Source organism: Bordetella tumbae (assembly GCF_054780995.1).
Map to the genome: position 1 here is coordinate 132,679 of NZ_BAAGVG010000020.1, position 21,036 is coordinate 153,714.

General features: G+C 61.0%; 21 protein-coding genes. 6 read left to right on the plus strand and 15 right to left on the minus strand.

Translation table 11 applies throughout. The features are described 5' to 3' along the window. Window positions 1-8 precede the first annotated feature (8 nt). The 7 genes from tcuA to glyQ form a co-directional block, all read right to left on the minus strand. On the minus strand, window positions 9-1,424 hold the full coding sequence (gene tcuA / locus ACYVI2_RS21175) for an FAD-dependent tricarballylate dehydrogenase TcuA (RefSeq protein WP_415820121.1): 1,416 nt from the start codon (window positions 1,422-1,424) through the stop codon (window positions 9-11). A gap of 83 nt (window positions 1,425-1,507) precedes the next feature. Further along, window positions 1,508-2,434, minus strand: a complete 927-nt coding sequence (locus ACYVI2_RS21180) for a LysR substrate-binding domain-containing protein (protein WP_415820120.1) — start codon at window positions 2,432-2,434, stop codon at window positions 1,508-1,510. An 11-nt stretch (window positions 2,435-2,445) separates the two neighbouring features. Then, window positions 2,446-3,435: a M48 family metallopeptidase gene (locus tag ACYVI2_RS21185; RefSeq protein WP_415820119.1), complete on the minus strand. Its 990-nt coding sequence runs from the start codon at window positions 3,433-3,435 to the stop codon at window positions 2,446-2,448. Further along, the gene (locus ACYVI2_RS21190; RefSeq protein ID WP_415820118.1) at window positions 3,413-4,150 is read right to left on the minus strand and encodes a lysophospholipid acyltransferase family protein; all 738 of its coding nucleotides are present in this window, start codon (window positions 4,148-4,150) and stop codon (window positions 3,413-3,415) included. The genes ACYVI2_RS21185 and ACYVI2_RS21190 overlap by 23 nt, the downstream gene beginning before the upstream one ends. A 3-nt stretch (window positions 4,151-4,153) precedes the next feature. Beyond that, window positions 4,154-4,690, minus strand: coding sequence for a D-glycero-beta-D-manno-heptose 1,7-bisphosphate 7-phosphatase (gmhB, locus tag ACYVI2_RS21195; RefSeq protein WP_415820117.1), 537 nt, complete (start codon window positions 4,688-4,690; stop codon window positions 4,154-4,156). Beyond that, a complete protein-coding gene (gene glyS / locus ACYVI2_RS21200) occupies window positions 4,687-6,873 on the minus strand; it encodes a glycine--tRNA ligase subunit beta (RefSeq protein ID WP_415820116.1) in 2,187 nt (728 codons plus the stop codon). The genes gmhB and glyS overlap by 4 nt, the downstream gene beginning before the upstream one ends. Further along, window positions 6,874-7,782: a glycine--tRNA ligase subunit alpha gene (glyQ, locus tag ACYVI2_RS21205; RefSeq protein WP_415820115.1), complete on the minus strand. Its 909-nt coding sequence runs from the start codon at window positions 7,780-7,782 to the stop codon at window positions 6,874-6,876. A gap of 262 nt (window positions 7,783-8,044) precedes the next feature. Between glyQ and ACYVI2_RS21210 the strand changes: the two genes are divergently transcribed. After that, window positions 8,045-8,812 carry a crotonase/enoyl-CoA hydratase family protein gene (locus ACYVI2_RS21210; RefSeq protein ID WP_415820114.1) on the plus strand — a complete coding sequence of 256 codons (768 nt, stop codon included), beginning with the start codon at window positions 8,045-8,047 and terminating at the stop codon, window positions 8,810-8,812. A gap of 95 nt (window positions 8,813-8,907) precedes the next feature. Further along, a complete protein-coding gene (locus ACYVI2_RS21215; RefSeq protein ID WP_415820113.1) occupies window positions 8,908-10,431 on the plus strand; it encodes a fumarate hydratase in 1,524 nt (507 codons plus the stop codon). A 459-nt stretch (window positions 10,432-10,890) separates the two neighbouring features. Here ACYVI2_RS21215 and ACYVI2_RS21220 read toward each other — a convergent pair whose 3' ends face one another. Then, window positions 10,891-11,076 (minus strand): hypothetical protein, encoded by a 186-nt coding sequence (locus ACYVI2_RS21220; protein ID WP_415822382.1) that lies wholly within the window; start codon window positions 11,074-11,076, stop codon window positions 10,891-10,893. Between the two features lie 80 nt (window positions 11,077-11,156). Then, window positions 11,157-12,056, minus strand: a complete 900-nt coding sequence (locus tag ACYVI2_RS21225) for a LysR substrate-binding domain-containing protein (protein WP_415822380.1) — start codon at window positions 12,054-12,056, stop codon at window positions 11,157-11,159. A gap of 163 nt (window positions 12,057-12,219) precedes the next feature. Here ACYVI2_RS21225 and ACYVI2_RS21230 point away from each other — a divergent pair, with 163 nt between their 5' ends. Together ACYVI2_RS21230 and dkgB are read left to right on the plus strand one after the other, a co-directional pair. Then, window positions 12,220-13,383 (plus strand): MFS transporter, encoded by a 1,164-nt coding sequence (locus ACYVI2_RS21230; protein WP_415822379.1) that lies wholly within the window; start codon window positions 12,220-12,222, stop codon window positions 13,381-13,383. Window positions 13,384-13,433: 50 nt separating this feature from the next. Further along, a complete protein-coding gene (dkgB, locus tag ACYVI2_RS21235) occupies window positions 13,434-14,237 on the plus strand; it encodes a 2,5-didehydrogluconate reductase DkgB (protein WP_415822377.1) in 804 nt (267 codons plus the stop codon). Window positions 14,238-14,302: 65 nt separating this feature from the next. On the opposite strand, the gene ACYVI2_RS21240 is transcribed toward dkgB, so the two are convergent. After that, a complete protein-coding gene (locus tag ACYVI2_RS21240; protein WP_415822376.1) occupies window positions 14,303-14,704 on the minus strand; it encodes a hypothetical protein in 402 nt (133 codons plus the stop codon). 183 nt (window positions 14,705-14,887) lie between these two features. Between ACYVI2_RS21240 and ACYVI2_RS21245 the strand changes: the two genes are divergently transcribed. Continuing rightward, complete coding sequence (locus ACYVI2_RS21245; protein WP_415822374.1) at window positions 14,888-15,946, plus strand: Fic family protein; 1,059 nt, start codon at window positions 14,888-14,890, stop codon at window positions 15,944-15,946. A 110-nt stretch (window positions 15,947-16,056) separates the two neighbouring features. On the opposite strand, the gene phnE (ACYVI2_RS21250) is transcribed toward ACYVI2_RS21245, so the two are convergent. The 4 genes from phnE (ACYVI2_RS21250) to phnD all read right to left on the minus strand — a co-directional run bounded on the left by phnE (ACYVI2_RS21250) (window position 16,057) and on the right by phnD (window position 19,717). Next, window positions 16,057-16,860 (minus strand): phosphonate ABC transporter, permease protein PhnE, encoded by an 804-nt coding sequence (phnE, locus tag ACYVI2_RS21250; RefSeq protein WP_415822372.1) that lies wholly within the window; start codon window positions 16,858-16,860, stop codon window positions 16,057-16,059. Next, on the minus strand, window positions 16,857-17,651 hold the full coding sequence (phnE, locus tag ACYVI2_RS21255) for a phosphonate ABC transporter, permease protein PhnE (protein ID WP_415822370.1): 795 nt from the start codon (window positions 17,649-17,651) through the stop codon (window positions 16,857-16,859). The genes phnE (ACYVI2_RS21250) and phnE (ACYVI2_RS21255) overlap by 4 nt, the downstream gene beginning before the upstream one ends. Window positions 17,652-17,772: 121 nt before the next feature. After that, window positions 17,773-18,669 carry a phosphonate ABC transporter ATP-binding protein gene (gene phnC, locus ACYVI2_RS21260; protein WP_415822384.1) on the minus strand — a complete coding sequence of 299 codons (897 nt, stop codon included), beginning with the start codon at window positions 18,667-18,669 and terminating at the stop codon, window positions 17,773-17,775. 76 nt (window positions 18,670-18,745) lie between these two features. Beyond that, complete coding sequence (gene phnD / locus ACYVI2_RS21265) at window positions 18,746-19,717, minus strand: phosphate/phosphite/phosphonate ABC transporter substrate-binding protein (protein WP_415822368.1); 972 nt, start codon at window positions 19,715-19,717, stop codon at window positions 18,746-18,748. 254 nt (window positions 19,718-19,971) lie between these two features. Between phnD and ACYVI2_RS21270 the strand changes: the two genes are divergently transcribed. Continuing rightward, window positions 19,972-20,418 (plus strand): SRPBCC family protein, encoded by a 447-nt coding sequence (locus ACYVI2_RS21270; protein ID WP_415822367.1) that lies wholly within the window; start codon window positions 19,972-19,974, stop codon window positions 20,416-20,418. A gap of 132 nt (window positions 20,419-20,550) precedes the next feature. Here the strand turns inward: ACYVI2_RS21270 and ACYVI2_RS21275 are convergent, their stop codons facing one another. Further along, window positions 20,551-21,006 (minus strand): MaoC/PaaZ C-terminal domain-containing protein, encoded by a 456-nt coding sequence (locus ACYVI2_RS21275; RefSeq protein WP_415822365.1) that lies wholly within the window; start codon window positions 21,004-21,006, stop codon window positions 20,551-20,553. Window positions 21,007-21,036: the final 30 nt, after the last annotated feature.

Consider the following 21,036-nt stretch of genomic DNA (forward strand, 5'->3'; position numbering starts at 1 on the left):
CGAGCGCTTCAAGCTGCTTCACGTTGTGCTCCTGTGTTCCGTTGCGCCAGGGCCGAGGCGGCTGCACGTGTGCCGGCGATGCGGCCAAAGGCGGTGCCGATCGACATGCCGACGCCGGCGGTATAGCCTTTGCCCAGCACATTGCCGGCCATCATTTCGCCCGCGACAAACAGGTTGTCGCTCGGTTGGTCGTTGAAACGAACGGCGGCTGTGTCGTCGACTTTCAATCCCAGATAGGTAAACGTGATGCCAGGCCGCAGGGCGTAGCCGTAGTAGGGGGCCGTGTCCAGCGGGCGAGCCCAGTGGGTCTTGGCCGGCTGCACTCCCTCGGTATGGCAGTCGTCGAGTTGGGTGTGATCGAATGTGCCGACGCGGCAGGCGGCGTTGTAGTCGGTCAATGTGCGCATGAACTGGGCTTCGTCCAGGCCGAGTTTGCGCGCCAGCTCGGGCAGAGTGTCGGCCTGGACACCCGGGAACACCGGTGGCATGAATCGGCCGATGGCTTTGGCGTCAATGATGGAATAGGCGATTTGACCGGGCTGCATGGCGGTGAGGCGGCCCCAGATGGCATAGCGCTTGGGCCAGAAGTCCTCGCCTTCGTCGTAGAAGCGTTGTGCGTCGCGGTTGACGACCACGCCCAGCGAGACGCAGTCGATGCGGGTACAGATGCCACCGTCGTATAGCGGTGCGCGCGCGTCGATGGCGACGCAGTGCGACTGCGACGGGTCGCCGATGGTATCGGCGCCAGCGTCGATCATGAATTTCAACAGCACGCCCATGTTGAAACGCGTGCCGCGAATCAGGAAATTGTCGGCAGGCCATTCGCCGCGTTCGTTCTGTCCCCAGGCCTCGCGCAGCCATTCGCGATTGGACTCAAAGCCCCCTGCGGCCAGGACGCAACTGCGCGCGGTGATGCGTTCGTCGCCGATACGGGCCGCGACGAAACGGCCGTTCTCCAGTTCCAGCGAATCGACAGGCGCGTCGTAGCGGATCTGCACGCCGAGCGCCTCGGCGCTGCGGTAGTAGGCGTTCACGAGTGCCTTGCCGCCGCCCATGAAAAAGGCGTTGGTGCGGGCAACATGCAGTGCGCCGGACAATGGCGGCTGAAAATTCACGCCATGTTTGCGCATCCAGTCACGACAGGTGGACGATGCACGGATGACGAGCCGGGCCAGGTGTTCATTGGTGATGCCGCCCGTGACTTTCAGCAAGTCTTGCCAGAATTCTTCTTCCGGATAGGCTTCTACCAGGACGTCCTGAGGGGCGTCGTGCATGCAGCGCAGATTGCGAGTGTGCTGCGAGTTGCCGCCACGCCAGGCTTTGGGCGCGGCCTCCAGCAGCAGTACGCTGGCGCCGGCTTCGCGCGCCATCAAGGCAGCGCACAGGGCGGCGTTGCCGCCGCCAATAACCAATACGTCAATCATGGGGTGTGTAGGCTTGTGTAGTCAGGCCTGCACTATAGGGGCGTGCGAGAGGTGCGCGCTAGCCTACGATCGTCAACGGTTGTTCACGATTTGTGAAGAGTCGCCCCGGGCCACGTGCCTGCCCGAACGAGGTTTTCGACGGTTTGGGCCAGCAAAACCCGGGCTGCCAATGCGGCCGGCGAGAGTTCGTCGTCAGAGACGCTTGCCAGCAGATTGGTGCGCCGCAGATGGCGGTCGGTGATCTGCCGCACGGCCAGGGGCTCGCCGCGCAGTCGTACGATGGCGGCGCCGGGTTGAATGGTGGCGCCAAAGCCATTGCGCACCAGATCCATCAGCACGTCCAGGCCATCAATTTCGGCAGCGAGGTTGAATTCCATGCGCAGGCGCGCAAAAGATGCGTCGACTTGCGCCCGCAAGCCATGGCTGGCGCTAGGCATGAGCAGGGGTAGATTGGCGATGTCGCGCAAACGCACGGGTCCATCAGGGGGCAGGCCAGGCATGTCAGGCGGCGCGATCAGGAACAGCCGTTCATCGATGAGCGGCAGGGTGCTCCAGCGTCGCGCAGTTTCAGTGCGGAAAACGACGGCCAGATCCAGCTGGCGTGCGTTCAGCATGGCGCTCAGGTAGCCGGACAGGCTTTCGACCAGATGTACGCGTACATCGGGATAGCGTTCGCGCATGGCCTGCAAAAACGGCACGGCCAATATCGATGCTGTTGTTGCGGGCAGCCCCAGGCTGACCTCGCCGATCAAACGGGCGGCCTTGGCGGCCCGCGCGGCGCCATCGGCATGGCGCAGGGCCAGTTGAGCCTGGCGCAGAAAGGCCACGCCCGCATCGGTCGGGACGACGCCGCTCGAGGTACGGGTGAGCAAACGCGTAGAGAGTTCGCTTTCCAGGCGGCTGATCTGTTGGCTGAGGGCGGAGGTGACGACGCCAAGATCTGCCGCGGCGCGGCCCATGCTGCCATATTCGGCCACTTTGACGAAATAGCGTAGCTGGCGCAGTTCCATAACGGTGGAGCCTAAAACTGAGGCAGCGTTTTGGGATCGTGCCGCCGCAGCACGTTTTTGGCTTCTTCGAAGCCGGGCAGGATCTGGCCGACTTCGGCCCAGAAATCCTGGCTGTGGTTCATTTCGCGCAGATGGGCGAGCTCATGTGCAATGACGTAATCAATGATGGCTGGCGCGAAATGGATCAGGCGCCAGTTCAACATGATGTTGCCATCGCTGGTGCATGAGCCCCATCGCGTTGCCGCCGCTGAAAGACGCCAGCGGCGGATCTTCAGGCCGCTGATCTGTAGAAAGTGTGCCAGGCGGGTGCCGAACAAGGTGCCGGCGCGTTGTTGCAGCCACGCTTGCGCAGCATCGCGGATGCGTGAGGAATCGGCGTGGGCCGGCAACGCCAGCCACAACGTGTCGCCATCGTTGGGTGCGTCAACGTCGCTGGAGAACTTTGCTTGGCGGTTTTCCGCGTTCAGCCCCAGTACGATGCGTTTACCCAAATAAGGGAGCTCGCCGCCTGCTTGCCAGCGGGTCTCGGACATCGCGAGTTGTTCTTTGCGGGCCTGCCAGTCTCGTAATTTAGCGAGGATCCAGCGCGACTTTTCCCGCACGGCGTCGTCGATTTGCGTGAGCGTGACCCAGTTGGGCGCTGTGACGCGCAGGCCATCATCAGCGATGACAAAGCCGATGCTGCGCCGGCGTGAGCGCAGCAGAACAAAGCCTATGGCTTGCTGTTCCGTCGCGACTTCGCGCCAACGGGCGCCCGGGGGCAGGGGATCCGGACAGGGCGTGGCGATGATGGTGACCCCCGGCCTGACGGGCGGAGGCGGTTGAAGGGCAATGGGCGGCGCCAGAACGTCTGTGGATGGCATGCTGCCTTCAGAGAGGCCGAGAGCCCCCGCTGAGACGGCATCAGCACTGGCAGCCTGCAGCGGTTCGCCGCCGGGTGTGGCTGCGGCAGACGCTACAGGCTGAGAGAACAGAAGTTCAAGCTGACCGTTCTTGGGCATACCTTTCAGGGTTGAGTTGACGCATTTCCCCTTCGATCCACGCCTGCACTTTGGCATTGAGTTCGTCGGGAGTGAGACCCTGTGATTCTATCGTGGGTCCGATGGACAGGGTGATGAGGCCAGGACGCTTGACAAAGGCGTTGCGGCGCCAGCATTCGCCCGCGTTGTGGGCGACGGGAATGACGGCGGCGCCAGTGCGCGAGGCTAACAGGGCGCCGCCCATTTTGAAGCGCGCCGTTTTTCCGGGAGGCACGCGCGTGCCCTCGGGAAAGAGCAACGGCCAGCGGCCTTCGTCCATGCGCTGCTGGCCCTGTTTGATGACTTGTTCAAAGGCGTCCCGGCCCTTGGAGCGGTCAATAGGGATCATGCGCAACAGCGCCAGGCCCCAGCCAAAGAACGGCACCATGTGCAGTTCTTTTTTGTAGACGAAGCAGACTTCACGCGGCATGTGGGCCGGGAAAAACAGCGTTTCCCAGGCCGATTGGTGCTTGGACAGCAGCACGGCAGGGCCATCGGGCAGATTTTCTGCGCCTTTGACCTGCCAGCGGATCCCGCAGAAAAAACGTGCTCCCCAGATCGCCAGGCGTGGCCAGCCGACTGTGAGTTTGTAGCGCCAGTGCAGTGGCAACGGCGCCCACAGCAGACACGCAAAGGCGTAAGGGATGACCGTGACGATCAAAAACACCATGTACAACAGCGAACGCAACCAGGCCATGGCTCAAGCTTCCTGCAACAAGGCGTCGGCCACAGCCGAGAGATCGGCGGCGATGCGTGTGCCGGGCGGCAATGTGCCTTGTTGTGTCTTGGGGCCGTTGCCTGTCAGCACCAGCCACGGCGTGCATCCAGCGGCCGAGGCTGCCTGCAAATCGCGCAGCGAGTCGCCCACTGCGGGGACGCCGGTCAGATCGGCGTCGTAGCGGCGCGCAATGTCGTGGTACATGCCGGGCAGGGGCTTGCGGCATGAGCAGCCGTCTTGCGGGCCGTGCGGACACAGGAAAATGGAATCGACCAACCCGCCTGCCTGGGAGACCTCGCGGTACAGCTTGGCATGAATGGCATTGAGCGTGGGGGTATCGAACAAGCCGCGCGCCAGGCCCGATTGGTTTGTCGCCACCGTGACGGTATAGCCTGCCTGAGACAGGCGGGCGATCGCCGCCAGGCTGCCCGGCAAGGCGATCCATTCATCGGGGTTTTTGACAAAGGCGTCACTGTCCTGATTGATGACGCCATCGCGGTCGAGAATGATCAGCTTCACTGTGCCAGCCTGGAAATGTCAGCGACTTGGTTCATCAGGCCGTGCAATTGCGAGAGCAAGGCCAAGCGGTTGGCGCGCACGGCGGGGTCTTCTGCCATGACCATGACATCGGCAAAGAACGCGTCGACGGGTTGGCGGGCTTGGGCGAGCGTGCTGAGGCTGCCGGCGAAATCGCCGGCTTGCAGCTGGGCCTCGGCCTGCGGACGCAGCGCTGCCACGGATGCTGCCAGAGCTTGCTCGGCAGGCTCGGTCAGGCGGGCCGTATCGACTGCGCCTATCTCGCTTTCGGCCTTTTTGAGCAGGTTGCCGATGCGTTTGTTCGCAGCCGCCAGGCTCGCCGCCTCGGGCAGTTGACCGAATGCGGTGACAGCACGGACGCGGGCGGCGACCTGGTGCAGCGGCGGCGCCAGGGCGATGACGGCATCGACGGCATTGCGGTCGAATTCGCCCGCCAGTTGGTTGCGATAGCGTTCATAGATGAACGTGCGGACTTCGGCCAGCGTGTCGGCCGGGATCTTGCCTGCCGGGAAGGTCTCCGCAGCCAGGGTCAGCAGGCTGTTCAGCGACAGCGGGCCATCGGCGCTGGCGGCCAGCCAATTGCCTGCAGCCAACTGTTCAAAGGCGCTGATCACGCCCAGAGCCGCACGGCGCAAGCCGAACGGATCGCGCTCGCCGGTCGGCGCCAGGCCGATGCCCCAGATACCGATCAGCGTCTCGGCGCGCTCGGCGATGAACAGGATCGCGGCGGTGATGCCCTCGGCGTCTACAGGCGCATCCAGGCGGATGCGATATTGATCGCGCAGCGCCTGGACGACCGATGCGGGCTCGCCATCGCCGGCGGCATAGTAAGCCCCCATGACGCCCTGCAGCTCGGGGAATTCGCCCACCATATTGGTGCCCAGGTCGGCTTTGGCCAGCAAGGCGGCGCGGTCCGCGGCCGAGATATCGCTGCCGAGCTGCTTGGCTACGCCTCGGGCAATCGCGCGCACGCGCTCTACGCGTTCGAGCTGTGTGCCCAATTTGTTGTGATACACGATGCTGCCCAGTTGCTCGACACGTGCCGCCAACGGCGTTTTGCGATCGGTGTCAAAGAAGAACTGTGCGTCGGCCAGGCGGGGGCGCACCACGCGCTGGTTGCCTTCGACGATGTTGACCGGGTTGTCCGTGTGCATGTTGCTGACGATCAGGAAACGATGCGTGAGCTTGCCGGTGGCCGGGTCGAACAGCGGGAAGTATTTTTGATTGAGCCGCATGGTCAGAATCAGGCATTCCTGCGGGACTTGCAGGAATTGCTCGTCAAACTGCCCCTCGTAGACGGTGGGGTGTTCGACCAGGGCGGTGACCTCGTCCAACAGCGCGGCGACTTCGGGGTCGTTGCCCAGGATCCCCTGATCGCCTTGAGCCGAGCCCGAATCCGATGACGTTTCCAGCACGGTGGCCAGGCGTTTGGCGTGGGCCTTTAATTGCTGGGCAATGTCGGCACGGCGCGTTTCGAACGAGGCGATCACGTGGCCTTGTTCGGCCAGGGCGGTCTCGTACGCGTCGGCCTCAGCAATCTCTATCGGCCCATTGGCCATGAAGCGGTGGCCGAGCGTGCTGCGGCCGGCGGTCAGGCCCAGTGCGGAGATCGGCACGATGTCCGCGCCATACAGGGCGATCAGGCTGTGCGCGGGTCGCACGAATTTCACTGTCGTGACGCCATCGGCCAACTGGTAGCGCATGACCTTGGGGATCGGCAGGCCGTCGATCGCGGCTTGCAGGCCCTCCTGCAGGCCCTCGGCCAACTTGGCGCCTGGAGCGATGCCGCGCGCAACCAGATAGTCTTGTTTGCCGTCGGATTCGCGAGCCAGCGTGGCCGGATCGATGTTTTCCAAGCCTTTGGCCGCCAGTTTTTTCGCCAGCGCCGGGGTGGGTTTGCCGTCAGCATCGAGGCCGATTTTCACGGGCATCAGCTTTTCGGCGTAGTCCTGATCGGGGGCTTGCTCGAGTACCTGTGACAGGCGCACGGCCAGACGGCGCGGCGTCGAGTACGCGGTGGTCTGGTTGCCGGCGGCAAGCAGGCCATGCTTGTCCAGCGTGGCGCGTATGCCTTCGGCAAAAGCCTGGCCGAGTTTTTGCAGGGCCTTGGGCGGGAGTTCTTCGGTCAGCAGTTCGACCAGCAGGGGACGGATATGGGTGGTCATTTACGCGGCCTCCTCGGTGCGGCGGCCAGCCAGCATGGGAAAGCCCAGTCGTTCACGGGAATCGTAATAGGCCTGCGCGACGGCGCGCGACAGGTTGCGGATACGGCCGATATAGGCGGCACGCTCGGTCACGCTGATGGCGCCACGCGCATCCAGCATGTTGAAGGTGTGCGCGGCCTTGAGCGCGGCCTCGTAGGCGGGCAGGGCCAGCGGCACGTCCATCAGGCGCTTGGCCTCGGCCTCGTAGTCGTTGAAATGCGCAAACAGCATGTCCGCCGAGGAGTGCTCGAAATTGTAGGTGGACTGCTCGACTTCGTTCTGGTGGAACACGTCGCGATACAGCACGCGGTTGCCGTTGGTGCCCTCGGTCCAGACCAGGTCGTAGACGCTTTCGACGCCCTGCAGATACATGGCCAGACGTTCGAGGCCATAGGTGATTTCACCGGTGGTGGGTGTGCAGTCCAGGCCGCCGACTTGCTGGAAGTACGTGAATTGCGTGACCTCCATGCCGTTGAGCCAGACTTCCCAGCCCAGGCCCCAGGCGCCGAGCGTGGGGTTTTCCCAGTCGTCTTCGACGAAACGGATATCGTGCTGAGTGGGGTCGATCCCCAGTGCTTTCAGCGAGCCGATGTACAGATCCAGGATCTCAGGGGGCGCGGGTTTCAGGACGACCTGATATTGGTAATAGTGTTGCAGGCGGTTGGGGTTTTCGCCGTAACGGCCGTCTTTGGGGCGGCGCGAGGGTTGCACATAGGCGGCGCGCCAGGGCTCCGGCCCGATGGCGCGCAGGAACGTGGCTGTGTGCGAGGTGCCCGCGCCGACTTCCATGTCGTACGGTTGCAGCAGCGCGCAGCCCTGCTTGTCCCAGTAGTCCTGGAGCGTGAGAATGATTTGCTGAAAGGTGAGCATAAGATTCTTGGAATTCGGGTCGCCGGGCAGCTGGTCTGCGGGAGCAGTCCGGCCCCTGTAGGCGGGAAAGTCGGCCATTTTAACTGGCCTGGGCGTTCGCTGGGTGGACAGCCCGTGACGCAGCGTATATCCGGGCAAAGCGCCGCCTTTTCTCCTGGCGCCACGGGGGTGGAGGCAAGCTCGCGCCGATGGTCGTATGATTCGGTATCTCCGTAAGTCTTATAGATAACCGCGGGCCGAATGTCCGCCCTGGGAGCATTGCATGTCTGAATTGATCAAGGTCGAGGTCACCGACGGTATCCAGATCATTACCGTCAACCGCCCCGAGGCCAAGAATGCCATCAACCTGGAGACCGCACAGGCCATGGCCGCGGCGCTCGATGAGCTGGACAGCCGCGATGACGTGCGCATCGGCATTCTGACCGGCGCAGGCGGGACGTTTTCCTCGGGCATGGACCTGAAGGCTTTTGCGCAGAGCGGCCAGCGGCCCTATGTCGAGGGCCGCGGCTTTGCCGGGCTGAACGAGCGCCCGCCGCGCAAACCATTGATCGCCGCCGTTGAGGGCTATGCGCTGGCCGGCGGGTGTGAGATGGCATTGGCGTCTGATCTGATCGTTGCGGCGAATAACGCCAAGTTCGGCCTGCCCGAGGTCAAGCGCGGCCTGGTGGCTGGCGCTGGCGGTTTGCTGCGTTTGCCGCGCCGTCTGCCCTATCACATCGCCATGGAATTCATTTTGACCGGCGAGATGCTGAGTGCCGAGCGCGCGCATGGTTATGGCCTGGTCAATCGCCTGACCGAACCGGGCAAGGCGCTGGAGGGCGCACTGGAATTGGCCCGCGTCATCGTCGAAAACGGCCCGCTGGCCGTGCAGACGGCCAAGAGCATCGTGGCCCAGGGGACGGATTGGGATCAAGAAGGCATGTTTGACCGCCAGCGCCCGCTGATTGCCCATATTTTCACCTCGGCCGACGCCAAAGAGGGCGCCACTGCCTTTGCCGAAAAACGCAAGCCCGTGTGGCAAGGCAAATAGGCTGGCGCGTCGAGGCCTAAAATAAGTTGTTGATTATCGTGCGGCCCGCCAGTCGGGCCGCTTATTCCATTTTTGTTGCTTTTGCTTAAATCGCCATGTCTACTCTGATCAAAGAAGAAGACTTCATACAGTCTATTGCTGATGGGATTCAGTTCATCAGCTATTACCACCCCGTTGACTATATCCGCCATCTGGCCCGCGCCTACGAGCGCGAGGAAAGCCCGGCTGCGCGTGATGCCATGGCCCAGATCCTGACCAACTCGCGCATGTGCGCCGAGGGCAAGCGTCCGCTGTGCCAGGACACGGGTATCGTCAACGTATTCCTGAAAGTAGGCATGGACGTGCGCTTTGAGACCAAGCGTACGCTGCAGGAACTGTGCGACGAAGGCGTGCGCCAGGGATACACCAATCCTGACAATCCGCTGCGCGCCTCGGTGTTGGACGATCCGATCTTTGCCCGTAAAAACACCCGCGACAACACACCCTGTATTTTGCACGTCGAGCTTGTCCCCGGTGACAAGGTCGACGTGCAAATCGCCTCGAAAGGCGGTGGCTCCGAGAACAAGTCCAAGTTCGTCATGTTGAACCCCAGCGACTCGCTGATCGACTGGGTGCTCAAGACGGTGCCGACGATGGGCGCGGGCTGGTGCCCGCCCGGCATGCTGGGCATCGGCGTCGGCGGCACGGCTGAAAAAGCCATGTTGATGGCCAAGCAGTCGCTCATGGAAGACATCGATATGTACGAACTGCTGGCCCGCGGCCCGCAGAACAAGCTCGAAGAGCTGCGTATCGAACTCTACGAAAAGGTCAACGCACTGGGCATCGGCGCGCAGGGCCTGGGCGGCCTGACCACCGTGCTGGACGTCAAGATCAACACCTTCCCGACGCACGCGGCCTCCAAGCCGGTTGCGATGATTCCGAACTGTGCGGCCACGCGTCACGCTCACTTCGAGTTGGATGGTTCCGGTCCGGCTCGTCTGGATCCGCCGTCCTTGTCGGAATGGCCCGAGGTCCACTGGGCGCCGGATTACAACAAATCCAAGCAAGTGAACCTGGACACCCTGACCCCCGCCGAGGTCGCGAGCTGGAAACCCGGCCAGACCCTGTTGCTGTCGGGCAAGATGCTGACCGGCCGCGATGCCGCGCACAAGCGTATTCAGGACATGCTGGCCAAGGGCGAGCCGCTGCCGGTAGATTTCACCAACCGCGTCATTTACTACGTGGGCCCGGTGGATCCGGTGCGCGACGAGGTGGTTGGCCCGGCTGGTCCCACCACGGCGACCCGCATGGACAAGTTCACCGAGATGATGCTGGCCCAGACCGGCTTGATCTCGATGATCGGCAAGTCCGAGCGCGGCCCTGTCGCTATCGAGGCCATCCGCAAGCACAAGTCGGCCTACTTGATGGCTGTCGGCGGCGCTGCCTATCTGGTGTCCAAGGCGATTCGCGAGGCGCGCGTGCTGGCCTTTGAAGACCTGGGCATGGAAGCCATCTACGAGTTCGACGTAAAAGACATGCCAGTCACGGTGGCGGTCGATTCCGAAGGCACGTCGGTGCACACTACCGGTCCGAAGGAATGGCAGGCACGCATCGGCAAAATTCCGGTCGCGGTCGCTTAAAGCATTTGCCTGTAAGCCCCAGGGCATTTTTCCCCACAGGGTTGTAGTCTGTGGCATGCGTAGTGTGGAGTTCTTTTGGCGCAGGAGGTCGGCGTGTAAAAGCCCCGCCGGGCCTATCGCCGCGACTCGGCCCATGAGCAGGGGCCTCGGCCCGCTTCGCGGGCTAAATCGCGGCTCAACGGCCCGGCGGGGCTTTTACACGCCGACCTCCTGCTCGCAATGTCTGCCATTGACGGATGTTTATACTCTTCTCGTTGTTGAGCAGACTCCGTTGATTGGCGTCCAGTCTGGCCACGTGACACGAACCCTGCCTATGCATTAGCAAAGACAGCTTCGAAAACCGCTGATGGCAATCAGCCCTCGTTGCATTCCCTCATCATGAGTCCCTGTCGCGTGCCTGGGCGTGGCGCCGGGCCGTTGAGCACGGATTTAGTCCGCGCAGCGGACCGAGGCCCCTGGTCATGGGCCGAGTCCGTGCGATAGGCCCGGCGCCACGCCCAGGCACGCGGCAGGGACGCCTCCATAGAGACAATCAAGAGCAGCAAACGCCGCCAACACCAACAGCGATAAAAAATGCCCCCACGCTGCACCTTCGGCTTGCTTGTCCACCTCGCGGCTGGCACGCCGCTCGGATTCGCCAGGCACGGAACAGTCCGCAGGGGACTGCCCCGTGTCCGGGCTCATCCCCGAGGGGGCGTTTTTACCTTGGGGCGGCCTGCGTGCGTTCAGGCGTAGGCGCGTTTGCCCAGAACCTCGATCACGTAGTCCACAAAGCACGTAATCCGTGCGGCCACCGTGGTGTTGCGATAGTAGACCGCGTTGATCGATTGGCGCACCTCGAGCGTATGCTTGGATAGGACTTGCACCAGATCGCCTTTGCGGCGGTCCTCGCCCGACATGAAATTCGACAGGCAGACGATGCCCAACCCCTCCAACGCCATGCGTCGCAGGGTTTCCCCGCTGGAGGATGCGATCGTTGGTTTGATGTGTAGGGTGTTGCCGTCCGTATTGCGTAACGGCCAGTCATTCAGGGATTCGGGTTGTGTGAATCCCAGTAGCGCGTGCTGTTCAAGTTGCCCAGGCTCGGTCGGTGTGCCGTGACGCTTGAGATAGCCAGGGCTGGCGAGCAGCCGTAGGTGGCTGGTACCCACCAGGCGCGCATGCAGGGTGGAGTCTTTGAGGGCGCCAATACGAAACGCCACGTCTGTGCGTTTTTCGATCAAATCAATAAAGCCTTCGTTCGAGGTCAGTTCCAGTTCCACCTCGGGGTAGCGTTCACGAAAGCCTGCGATCAGCGGCACGAGGACATGCAGCATGAAGGGGGTGGCCGCATCGACCCGTAGCCGCCCGGCCGGGCGCATGCGCCGCGCGGCCATCTGTTCCTCGGCCTCGTCCACCGAGGCCAGGATGGCGCGGGCGTGTTGCAGGAATGCCGCGCCTTCCTCGGTCAGCTCCAGCCGCCGGGTAGTCCGGCGCAGCAGGGTGGTTTGCAGCTTTTCTTCGAGGCGGCCCAGCGTGCGGCTGGTGGCCGAAATCGTCAGCCCGAGCGCCTCGGATGCGGCAGTGATCGTCCCCGTGTCCACCACCGCTATAAAGGCCTGCAATTCGTCGAGTGTGGTTTTCATTGTTGATATTAAATCAAATATCTTTGATCGATACTAGGCTTAATCTGCAAATATTAAACCGGCATACTGCATCCCATCGAGAGACCGAACGCATGACATCGTGAATTCGTCCTCGCAGGCATTACTCCCCATTTTCACCCTATTGATTCAAGGAACGGCCGAGATGAAATCCTCAGCTGCTTTGCTCGCGTTGGCCACTGGCGCATTCGCCATTGGCACGACCGAGTTCTCGCCCATGGGCCTGTTACCGGTCATCGCCGACGGCGTGCAGGTCAGTATCCCCACCGCCGGCATGTTGGTTTCGGCCTACGCCGTGGGCGTGATGATCGGTGCGCCGATCATGACCCTGCTGTTCAGCCGCTTTGGCAAACGTACGGCGCTGATGTCGCTGATGCTCATCTTCACCATCGGCAATCTGTTGTCGGCGTTTGCGCCGGGCTATACGACGCTGTTGCTGTCACGCCTGATCACGAGCCTCAACCACGGCGCATTCTTCGGACTCGGTGCAGTGGTCGCGGCGAGCGTTGTGCCTAGAGAGAAACAGGCCAGTGCCATTGCAGCCATGTTCATGGGCCTGACGGTAGCCAATATCGGCGGCGTGCCGGCGGCGACCTGGATCGGGCAGCAAGTCGGTTGGCGCATGTCTTTCGCCGGCACGGCCGTGTTGGGCCTGATCACTATTGCCGCATTGTGGGTGGCATTGCCTAAAGGCGAGCCGGGCAAGCGCCCCGAAGTGCGCCGCGAACTGAAGGTGCTGACGCGCCCCGAGGTGCTGCTGGCCATGAGCACGACCGTGTTGGGCGCGGGCGCCATGTTCACGCTGTACACCTATGTTGCCCCGGTGTTGGCCGACATTACCCATGCCAGCCCTGGATTCGTGGCTTTTGCGCTGGTGTTGATTGGCGTAGGCTTTACGGTTGGCAATACGTTGGGTGGCCGGTTGGCTGACTGGTCGCTCGACGGCGCGACGAAGCTGATCCTCGCGACGCTGGCGATTGTCATGGCCATACTGCCGTGGTTGATGACGACGCATGTGGGCACGGCGATCGGATTGGTGGTGTGGGGCGCGGCCGCCTTCGGCATCGTGCCGCCGGTGCAGATGCGCGTGATGCAGGCGGCTGCCCAGGCGCCGGGCCTGGCCTCGTCGGTGAACATCGGCGCCTTTAATTTGGGTAATGCGGTGGGCGCCGCGTTGGGCGGCGTTGTCATCAGCCAAGGGTTGGGTTATGCCGCAGTGCCGTTGGCGGGCGCCGCCTTGGCGGCAGGTGGCCTGGGACTGGTCTGGCTGAGCGGCGCGAGCCGCCGCCGTGTAGCGCACTGCGCGTGAGCAAGCGCCAACCGTCCCCTTATCGCTTTTAATTTGAATCGGAGATTTTCATGAGTATTCCTTCTTTTGGTGTTGGCACCTTTCGCCTGACTGGCCAGACCGTGATTGATTCGGTCCGCAATGCACTCGATGTAGGCTATCGCGCAGTCGATACGGCGCAGATCTACGGCAATGAAGCCGAAGTCGGCAAAGCTATCGCCGATAGCGGCGTCAAACGTGCCGACTTGTTCGTGACCACGAAGATCTGGACCGACAACTACGCCAAGTCCAAACTCGTGCCCAGCCTGCGCGAAAGCCTGGAAAAACTGCGCACCGATCATGTCGATCTGACCTTGATCCACTGGCCCGCGCCGGGCAACGGCGTGGCGCTGCCGGAATACATGGAGGCCCTGGCCGAGGCCAAATCGCTGGGGCTGACCCGCCAGATCGGTATCTCGAATTTCAATATCGAGCTGACCAAGCAGGCTATTGATGTGGTGGGCAAGGGCGAGATCGCCACCAACCAGATCGAGTTGAGCCCCTATCTGCAGAATCACAAGCTGACGGCCTTTCTCAAGGAGCAGGGCATCACCGTGACCTCGTACATGACGCTGGCCTATGGCAAGGTGCTGAAAGACCCGGTGCTGGCAAAAATTGCGGACAAGCATCAGGCGACCGTAGCGCAAGTGGCGTTGGCCTGGGCCCTGCATCTGGGATATGCCGTAATTCCATCCTCGACCAAACGCGAAAACCTGGCCAGCAATCTGCTCGCACGTGATCTGAAGCTGGACGCAGACGACATGGCGCAAATCGCTGCATTGGAGCGTAATGGCCGCGAAGTCAGTCCTGAGGGTTTGGCCCCCGTGTGGGATTGATTGCAGAGCTTCGCCAAGCCAGAGCGCGGCCGTGCAAAGCGCGCGGTCGTGCCCGGTGAGGCGGCTCAGGTAAATAGGCGCTGTTTGCGTTTGCGCGGTTTGGGTTCGACACCAAAGCGCGAATCGCGTGCCAGCGCCAGGGCCACCAGCTTTTCCGCTATCGATTCGAACTCGGGATCGTCTTGTGGCACATATAGCCATTTTCCCAGGACGGCATGCGGGCGCAACGCCGGCATCTCCTGCATCAGCCCGGCATGCTGTTCCTGTGACGTGCAGACCAGCAGGCCGTCCCAGGGATCGCCTTTGTCAGCGACAACGAGATACAACCGGCCATCCAAGTAGGCCGCCTGACAGCCGAACATCTGCCGCCGCATATAGCCCGCGTCGCGCTCGAGTGTGTCGAACAGCCAGAGCAAGGAGTTCTGGTTGCGGTCGCGGTTAATGGGGTTGAAGAGGGATTCGGTCACGGTTTGAGGTTTGATATCAATGATGCTTGAACTCTTCCGGCACAGCTTATGCATAGGAAAGTGTGGCTTGCTATGCACACCTGAGGTGGTAAGGTAGTCCGGACTTGTGTACGAAATACGTTTTTTTATACATGTCTGCTCGGATATGTATAAAAATTGACGTTTTCTATACATGTGGCAGCCATGGACAGCCTTGTAACCCTGCGCCCCAGCCGTTTTGATACTACGCCAATTCTGAAAAAGCTGGCCAGCAGTAGCCGTCAGCTAGCCGAACTCAAGGGCATCGCGGCGTCAATTCCTAATCAAGGCATTCTCATCAACACCTTGGGTTTGCAGGAGGCCAAGGATAGTTCGGAAGTTGAGAACATCGTGACCACGCATGATGAACTGTTTAAAGACGATGTCTCACTTGAAGCGCAGATGTCTGCGACTAGCAAGGAAGTGTTGAGCTATCGGCAAGCTCTGTATACCGGCTTTAGGCTAGTCAAGGACACGGGCCTGTTGACAGCCAATCACTTGGTGGAAATCCAGAGAGAGCTGGAGCGTAATCATGCAGGCTTTCGAAAATTACCTGGTACGGCGCTTAAAGACGGTGCGGGCGATACGGTGTACACCCCACCCCAGGAGCCGGACACTATTGTGGCGCTGATGCGCGACCTGGAACGAGCCATCAATGATCCCGAGGCCGTATCGGTGGACCCGCTCATCAAAATGGCGCTAATTCACCACCAATTCGAGAGCATTCACCCGTTCTACGATGGTAACGGACGTACCGGGCGCATTTTGAATGTGCTGTATCTGGTCAAAGAGGGTTTGCTTGACATTCCGGTGCTGTATTTGAGCCGCCATATCGTGCAAACCAAAAGTGACTACTATCGCTTGCTACAAGCCGTACGTGACCGCGATGCTTGGGAGGATTGGGTGCTTTACATGCTGGAAGCTGTGGAGCAAACAGCACAGCAGACGGTAAAAACTGTGATTGCCATTCGTGATGCGTTGTTGGATTACAAGCATCGCATTCGTGAGCAGCACAAGTTTTATAGCCAGGATCTCATCAATAGCTTGTTCATGCACCCGTACACGAAAATTGAGTTTTTGCAGAACGATTTACATGTGTCCAGGCTAACGGCCACCAAGTATCTGGATGTGCTGGCGGAAACGGGCTTTCTGAAAAAACAAAGGATTGGTCGCAGCAACTACTATATTAATCATGTACTGACGCATATTCTGGTAACGCCGTAAAGCCCACAGACGCGTGTGCTATTGGCGCAAACGTATTGCCGTCTCGCAGCTAAGCGTCCCGCACTGGTGATTAATGTGAAGCCGAGTGTGAAAGCTGTGTCAGCACCACCTCAGATTAATGCTGCCCGTACTTTGCGGGATACCCATTCGGCCAGGAACACTGTGCCGAGTATGGCCGCGAAAATGACGGTGACCTGCGGCCAGGCGAGCGTGTCTACCGATGCGGCCAGCGGCAGGCCTATGCCGCCTGCGCCGACAATGCCGAGCACGGTGGATTCGCGGATGTTGATGTCCCAGCGATAGACCGTGGTGCTCACCAGAGAGGGCAGGACCTGGGGCACGACGCCATAGGCCAGGATTTGTGGTGATGTGGCGCCGGTGGCCGTGATGGCCTCGACCTGGCGGGCGTCGATTTCTTCGATGGCTTCGTACAGGAGTTTTCCGATGAAGCCCACGGAACGCAGGGCGATGGCAATGATGCCAGCCAATACGCCAGGGCCGACTACCGTGACCAGCAGCATCGCCCAGATCAATGAGTTGATTGACCGCGAGGCGACGATGATAGCCAAGGCTAGCGGGCGCAGCAGGGCGCGGCTGGGTGTCGTATTGCGCGCGGCGGCGAATGCGATCGGTATTGCTATCAATGTGCCAATTGCTGTGCCCAGCGTGGCAATATTCAGCGTATCCCACAAGGGCTGCCACAGTTGCGGCAGATAGCTCCAGCGAGGTGGCCACATGCGCGAAACCATGTCCCAGCCCGCTACCGGCGCATCCCAGGCAAAGTCCCAGATCGTGTTGTCCGATACCTGCTTCCAACTGACGACGAAAACCAACGCGCCGATCATCCAGACCAGCCACGACCAGCGCTGCTGCGCGGGCGTTTGGCGGCGCCACCGAATGCTATGCGTGCTCACAGGAATCTCCTGCGCACATGACTCGATGCGTATTCGCACAGCATCACGATGGCGATGATGAGCAGGAGGATGGCGGCGGCGGTTTCGAATTCATAACGATCGAATGAGGTGTTCAGCGTCGCGCCGATACCGCCCGCGCCGACGATGCCGATGATGGCGGCTTCGCGGAAATTGATGTCCAGACGATAGATGGACAGGCCGATCAGGCGTGGCATGACCTGCGGCTGTACGGCATAGACTATCCATTGCGGCCATGCGGCGCCAGTGGCGCGGATGGCCTCGAGTTGCGATCGGTCGGCCGTTTCGATTTCCTCGGCAAGGAGCTTGCCGAGGAAACCCATCGAGGCGATGGTCAATGTCAGCATGCCTGCCAACGGCCCAAAGCCGAACATTTTCACCAGCAAAATGGCGATGATCAATTCGGGAAAGGCGCGTGAAATCGCGATGAATCCGCGGCATACGGCGTAGACCGGCGTGGGGCTGATATTGCGCGCCGCGCCCAGGCCGATCGGGATGCTGAGCAATACGCCCAGGGCCGTTGACGTCATGGTCATGGCGAGACTTTCGATCAGGCCTTCGCTGATCTCGCGCCATCGACTGACAAAGTCAGGGTGCGCGAAGGCGGCGATAAAACGCCAGCCGCGTGTCAATCCTTCGGCGACGCGGCTCCAATCGATAGCGACGGAATTCAGCGCGGTGATGAGATACAGCCCTGCAAGCACCCACAACAGGATGCGCATGCGAGCGGAGCGGATGAATGGCGGCTTGCGCCATGCTGTTGTTGTGTTCATCGTGCTGATGCGATGGTGGTTCCGTACTGTCTAACGGCTGCGACGTTTATGCCGCATTGCGTACGCGTCCTGGTTGCCTGGGCGTGCGTTGGGCAATAGGCGGCGTTAGCCGTCACGGGGCTCATGCTGTCGCCCGCGCCGTGCACAACGTATCGCTGCGCGGGGAGGACGAGGCGGTATCGGATGGCGCCGCCGTGACGTGCAGCGACGCCGTCCCCGCCAGTGTCTCACTGGCATCGCTCGTGGCGTCGGCATCGTGTTCGGACCCCGCATCGTGCCAGTCTTCCATGCCGTAGATGTCGGTCAATACCTGCGGCACGAGGCCGGCAGGCTGGCCGTCATAAACGAGGCGTCCCTTGCGCAACCCGACGATGCGATCCGAAAATTGCGTGGCCAGCGCCACGTCGTGAATGTTGATGATGGCCGACAGGCCCCGTTCACGGCATATCTCGCACAATAGCCGCATGATTTGACGCGAGGTCTTGGGGTCCAGGCTGGCGGTGGGTTCATCTACCAGCAACAGCAGTGGATCCTGCATCAGCGCGCGTGCGATCCCGACACGTTGCCGTTGACCGCCTGACAATGCGTCGGCACGCTTGTTTTCAAAGCCCGTGAGTCCTACACGGTCCAGTAAATAAAACGCCTGCTCCAGATCAGCCTGCGGATAGCGGCGCGCCCAACTGCGCCAGAATCCTGTGTAGCCGAGCCGGCCTGACAATACGTTTTCCATGACGGTCAGGCGTTCGACTAATGCGTACTCTTGAAAAATCATGCCCAACTGGCGGCGCGTGCGCCGCAGTTCGCGTGCGGATTGCGTGGGCAGGCTGCGGCCGTCGAGGCGCACATCGCCGCCTGACGGCTCCACCAGCCGGTTGATGCAGCGGATCAACGTGCTTTTGCCTGCCCCGGATGGGCCGATCAACGCCAGGACCTGTCCGCGGGGGACGTTCAGGTCTACGTGATCCAACGCCAGATCGCCAGTGGGATAGCGTTTGACGAGTCCTTGCAGCTCCAGCATAGGCGCATCGGTGTCGGCGCGGCCATGTATCATCCGATGCCTCGCATAACGCTGACTGTCATTGCACAATGCCCGCTCACTGGCACGTGTACGACACGTTCATGGCCTTGTCGATCTCGCGCACGACTGCCCAGTGTTCTTTGTACGTAATGGGAATAAAGGCTTCCTGAGCGGGTTCGGCCTTGCCGAATTCCTTCAGGAGCGCAGTGCCTTCCCAGTTGAACGTCGTGAACGATTCGCGGACTTTCTCGGCCAGTTCGGGCTTGAGGTTATAGACATAGCCGTAGCCCGTCGTGGGGAACGACTGCGATTTGTAGATGCTGCGGATCTTGGTCTTGTCCACGGCGTTGCGCGCGATCATGCGGTTCATCACCGAGTTTGCCACCGCTGCTGCGTCGTAATCCTTGTTGGCAACGCCGATGACCGAGTTGTCATGCTTGCCCGAGAACGCGGGCTTGTAATCCTTGTCTGCCTGCATGTGGTAGGTGCTGGCCAGCAAGGCCGAGGGGGCTTTGTAGCCCGAGTTCGACGTCTGCGAGGTGAAGGCGATCGTCTTGCCTTTCAGATCCTCGATTTTTTGAGCGCTGCTATCGGCCGGGACGATGATTTCCATCTCGTAGCCGTAGGCGCCTTGTTTGTCCGCCATCATGGTGAACGGCACAAAGCCCGCGCAGTTCACGGCCAGCGGATTGCTGCCTGTGTTAAAGCCCGCGACGTGCAGGCGGCCGGCGCGCATGGCTTCGAGCTGCGCGGCATTGGACTGCACGGGGAAAAACTGGACCTTTTTGCCTGTGGTCTTTTCCATGTGGCGCAGGAAATCGTCCCACACGCTACGATAGACCTCCGGGTCTTCGACGGGGGTGTAGGCAAAAATCAGCGTCGAGGGATCCACCCATTCTTTGGGATTGGCGGGGGCGTCGGCAACCATGTCGCCGTTGGCGTCGCAGAATTTCTTGTCGAGCTCACCATGTGGGCATTCGGCGGCGGTGGCGGGGGCGACGGCGGCCCAGGCCAGGCCGATCAACGTGACGCTCAGTAGTTTCTTCATGATCCCGGATGATCCATTTTTGAACAGTTCACCGGATTGTGGGGCGGTTTCGTGACACGTCTGTGACGCGTCAGCTTATTGTCAGGTAGGGGGTTGCGTTGGGCAACTATGCCTTGGAGCCATGGCAGATCAGGGTTTTCTCTAGTCTGATCGTTGTCGATTTGTGGAAAGCTGATTCGTCGTAGGAGTACATCCCCCGTTTTGAACCACCGCCACAGGCGCGGCGGGGGCGTTAACCCTAAGGAGCTCTCATCATGACAACCGGAACCGTTCGCCTACACCGTGTCTTGCGTGCTACCCCCGAGCGCGTCTATCGAGCCTTTCTCGAGCCCGATGCTGCTGCTAAATGGCTGCCCCCCTACGGATATACCTGCGAGGTGCATCACCTCGATGCCCGGGTCGGCGGCACGCACAAGATGTCTTTCCGCAATTTCGGCACGGGTAAGAGCGAGTCGTTCGGCGGAGAATATCTGGAGTTGGTGCCCTTTGAGAAAATTCGTTATACGGACAGCTTTGATAATGCCGATTTGCCCGGCGAAATGACTGTTACGGTTTCACTGAAACAGGTCGTGTGCGGGACCGAGCTGAATATCGTGCAGGAGGGAATTCCAGAAATGATTCCCGCCGAAATGTGCTATCTGGGATGGCAGGAATCGCTGCTGCAACTGGCCAAACTGGTTGAGGCGAATGTCACGGAATGAGCGTTGACAGGGAAAACAGGAGTGAATCTGCCTGTTTTCCCGCTTTGGATTGTGACGCTCTCCGTGTGATGCATCGCCTAGCGGCGCAGCACGATCATGAACGGGCTGCAGGTGGTGGCCGCGGTCAGGCGTTTAGTTTTTCTTCTTGAGGACCAGCACCTCGCTGCTGCCATCCTGTACAGTTTCGCCGTTCTGATTCACCAGCCGCAGACGCCGGTCAATCGCGCCCACGCGTGTGCTGGTGCCGGGGTTGACCGCCAGAATATCCAGCACCAGATGCAGCGTGTCGCCGACAAAGATAGGCTTGACGAATTTCCATTCGCGCAGCGACAGCATCGCAACGACCGAGCGGTGAAAGATGCCCAGTTCATGCATCATGCCGGTCGCGATGGCAATGCCCAGCGTACCGTGTATCAATCGTTGGCCATAGCGCGTGCTGGCAGCATAGACGGCATCGGCATGGATGGGATTCCAGTCGCCGGATACCATGGAAAACATGGTCAGGTCGGCTTCGGTCAGTGTGCGGCCGCCGCTTTCGAATGTCTGGCCTGGGTGGAAGTCCTCGAAATATAAAGAAGTGTCGTGCATCGGTTGCCTCAAAGGAATTCGTCAAAAGTC

Bases quoted from the DNA above. Each gene is read 5' to 3' on its own strand.
- tcuA (WP_415820121.1), bottom strand. From the start codon at position 1,424: ATGATTGACGTATTGGTTATTGGCGGCGGCAACGCCGCCCTGTGCGCT.
- ACYVI2_RS21180 (WP_415820120.1), bottom strand. From the start codon at position 2,434: ATGGAACTGCGCCAGCTACGCTATTTCGTCAAAGTGGCCGAATATGGC.
- ACYVI2_RS21185 (WP_415820119.1), bottom strand. From the start codon at position 3,435: ATGCCCAAGAACGGTCAGCTTGAACTTCTGTTCTCTCAGCCTGTAGCG.
- ACYVI2_RS21190 (WP_415820118.1), bottom strand. From the start codon at position 4,150: ATGGCCTGGTTGCGTTCGCTGTTGTACATGGTGTTTTTGATCGTCACG.
- glyS (WP_415820116.1), bottom strand. From the start codon at position 6,873: ATGACCACCCATATCCGTCCCCTGCTGGTCGAACTGCTGACCGAAGAA.
- glyQ (WP_415820115.1), bottom strand. From the start codon at position 7,782: ATGCTCACCTTTCAGCAAATCATTCTCACGCTCCAGGACTACTGGGAC.
- ACYVI2_RS21210 (WP_415820114.1), top strand. From the start codon at position 8,045: ATGTCTGAATTGATCAAGGTCGAGGTCACCGACGGTATCCAGATCATT.
- ACYVI2_RS21215 (WP_415820113.1), top strand. From the start codon at position 8,908: ATGTCTACTCTGATCAAAGAAGAAGACTTCATACAGTCTATTGCTGAT.
- ACYVI2_RS21225 (WP_415822380.1), bottom strand. From the start codon at position 12,056: ATGAAAACCACACTCGACGAATTGCAGGCCTTTATAGCGGTGGTGGAC.
- ACYVI2_RS21230 (WP_415822379.1), top strand. From the start codon at position 12,220: ATGAAATCCTCAGCTGCTTTGCTCGCGTTGGCCACTGGCGCATTCGCC.
- dkgB (WP_415822377.1), top strand. From the start codon at position 13,434: ATGAGTATTCCTTCTTTTGGTGTTGGCACCTTTCGCCTGACTGGCCAG.
- ACYVI2_RS21245 (WP_415822374.1), top strand. From the start codon at position 14,888: ATGGACAGCCTTGTAACCCTGCGCCCCAGCCGTTTTGATACTACGCCA.
- phnE (WP_415822370.1), bottom strand. From the start codon at position 17,651: ATGAACACAACAACAGCATGGCGCAAGCCGCCATTCATCCGCTCCGCT.
- phnC (WP_415822384.1), bottom strand. From the start codon at position 18,669: ATGCTGGAGCTGCAAGGACTCGTCAAACGCTATCCCACTGGCGATCTG.
- phnD (WP_415822368.1), bottom strand. From the start codon at position 19,717: ATGAAGAAACTACTGAGCGTCACGTTGATCGGCCTGGCCTGGGCCGCC.
- ACYVI2_RS21270 (WP_415822367.1), top strand. From the start codon at position 19,972: ATGACAACCGGAACCGTTCGCCTACACCGTGTCTTGCGTGCTACCCCC.
- ACYVI2_RS21275 (WP_415822365.1), bottom strand. From the start codon at position 21,006: ATGCACGACACTTCTTTATATTTCGAGGACTTCCACCCAGGCCAGACA.